At 69.0% G+C, this 2,202-nt stretch carries 2 protein-coding genes; both read right to left on the reverse strand.

Translation table 11 applies throughout. From position 1 onward, the window contains the following. Nucleotides 1-60 precede the first annotated feature (60 nt). Nucleotides 61-867: an IS21-like element helper ATPase IstB gene (gene istB / locus ACIBGM_RS45240; protein WP_360539094.1), complete on the reverse strand. Its 807-nt coding sequence runs from the start codon at nucleotides 865-867 to the stop codon at nucleotides 61-63. Beyond that, nucleotides 867-2,105, reverse strand: coding sequence for an IS21 family transposase (gene istA / locus ACIBGM_RS45245; protein WP_360539091.1), 1,239 nt, complete (start codon nucleotides 2,103-2,105; stop codon nucleotides 867-869). Before istA ends, istB begins: the two co-directional genes overlap by 1 nt. Nucleotides 2,106-2,202 lie beyond the last annotated feature (97 nt).

Raw genomic sequence — 2,202 nt, forward strand, 5'->3', positions numbered from 1 at the left:
TGTCAACGGCAGCCGAAAACTGACCAGCTTGCGGCAACTGAATGTTGACCATCTTCTGGTTCATGGTTCGTCGGTCGGGGCGGTGGGGACGCGGCCGAGGTTTCGGTCTTTGAGGCGGTAGCTGTCGCCTTTGAGGGCGATGACTTCGGCGTGGTGGACGAGGCGGTCGATCATCGCGGCGGCGACGACGTCGTCGCCGAACACTTCGCCCCAGCGGCCGAAGGGTTTGTTGCTGGTGACGATCAGGCTGGCGCGTTCGTAGCGGGACGAGACGAGTTGGAAGAACAGGTTCGCGGCTTCGGGTTCGAACGGGATGTAGCCGACCTCGTCGACGACGAGCAGTGGGTAGCGGCCGAGCCGGACGAGTTCGGTTTGGAGGGTGCCGGTGGTGTGTGCGTCGGCGAGCCGGGCGACCCATTGCGAGGCGGTGGCGAACTGGACGCGGTGGCCGGCTTGGCAGGCGCGGATCGCGAGCCCGGTGGCCAGGTGGGTCTTGCCGGTGCCGGGTGGGCCGAGGAACACGACGTTGTCCTTGGCGGTGATGAAGTCCAGCGTGGCGAGGTGGGCGATGGTGTCGCGTTTCAGTCCGCGGGCGTGGTCGAAGTCGAACTCCTCGATGCTCTTGCGGGCCGGGAACCTGGCGGCGCGGATCCGGCCCTCGCCGCCGTGAGACTCCCGGGCGGCGACCTCGCGTTGCAGGCAGGCGACCAGGAACTCCTCGTGCGACCACGACTCGGCCCGGGCCCGGTCGGCCAGCCGGGGCACGGATTCGCGCAGGGTGGGTGCCTTCAACGCGCGGGTCAGGAACGCGACCTCGGCGGTCAGATCACGGTTGCCTGGGCTGGTCGCTGAGCGGGCGGTGGCCATCACGCCACTCCACCATCGGTCAGACCGAGTGCGGTGTCGTAGTCGGTCAGCTGCCGCTGCTCGACTACTGGCTCGCGGGTGGGCCGCAGGATCTCCAGGCGGTCGCGGCGCAACGCCCGGGCCGCGGCGAGATGGTCGGGAGCCGAGATGGTTTGGTGTTTGGCCCAGACCCGTTCATGGTCGGCGACCTGGCGCCCGTCGCAGAACACCTGCACCTTGGCGAGGTCGGCGTAGATGTCGATGCGGCGGCCGATCACGCCGGGGTGGACGGAGTAGTCGTTGCCGTCGAGGCGGATGTAGTGATCCCGGGCCAGCCGGGTCGACGACCGCCACCCCACTGTGGGCGGGACCGGCGGCAGGGTGAGCATCGCGGCCCGGTCGGCCTCGATCCGGTCCGCCGGCCGGCAGCCCAGTGCGCGGTGCTGGCGGGTGTTCGCCCGGACCAGGAACCCTTGGAGTTGGTTGTTGAAGTCGCCGGGACCGGTGAAGGTTCGGCCGGGCAGGAAGGAGCGTTCCAGGTAGTCGTGCAGTCGTTCGACCAGCCCCTTGGCCTCGGGGTCGGCGGGCCGGCAGATCACCACCTTGGCCGCCAGGGTGCCGCGGAACCCCTGACACTCGACGGTGAGTTCGCTGCGGCGGCCGCGCCACCTGCCGATCGCGCCCTCGCCGTCCCAGACCAGCACCCGCGGGACCGCGCCCAACGCGGCGATCAGCTGCCACCAGCCGGCGAACAAGTCCTCGGCGTAACGGGACGGGATCAGCACCGCCGAGTCCCACCGGGCATAGCCAGTCACCATCGTCAGCACCGGCAACTGCTTCGCCGTCCGGGTCTGGCCGAATCCCACCGGCAGCTCGATGTCGGGAAACCAGAAGTCGCACTGCGCGATCTCACCGGCGGCATAGCTGGTCCGGCTGGCCGGGTCCGGCGGCAGATACACCGGCCGCAACTCCGCCACCCGCCCACTCAACGTGCGGATCGAGTACGGCCACCCGATCCGCTCGCCGATCACCGTCGCCGGCATCGTGGGAAACGCCTGCAACAACTCCCGGATCCGTGGCTCGAACCCATCCACCACCGAACCCGCCGCCCTGCGGCGATACCGCGGCGGCCCGTCGCTGGCCAACGCCGCCTTCACCGTGTTCCTCGAGACCGCCAACACCCGCGCGATCTCCGAGATCGATACCCCCTCCGACACCCGCAACCGCCGGATCTCCGCCCAGTCCTCCACGCTCAACACCTGCTCCCTCCCCGGCTCGGTTCAAGCCAGGATCTCTCCGGGAAGCTGGTCAATTTTCAGTTGCCGCCCACTGGTCAGTTTTCAGCTGCCGTCGACA

The organism is Kribbella sp. NPDC050470, assembly GCF_044458365.1.
Classification (GTDB): domain Bacteria; phylum Actinomycetota; class Actinomycetes; order Propionibacteriales; family Kribbellaceae; genus Kribbella.

Bases quoted from the DNA above. Each gene is read 5' to 3' on its own strand.
- istB (WP_360539094.1), bottom strand. From the start codon at position 867: ATGGCCACCGCCCGCTCAGCGACCAGCCCAGGCAACCGTGATCTGACC.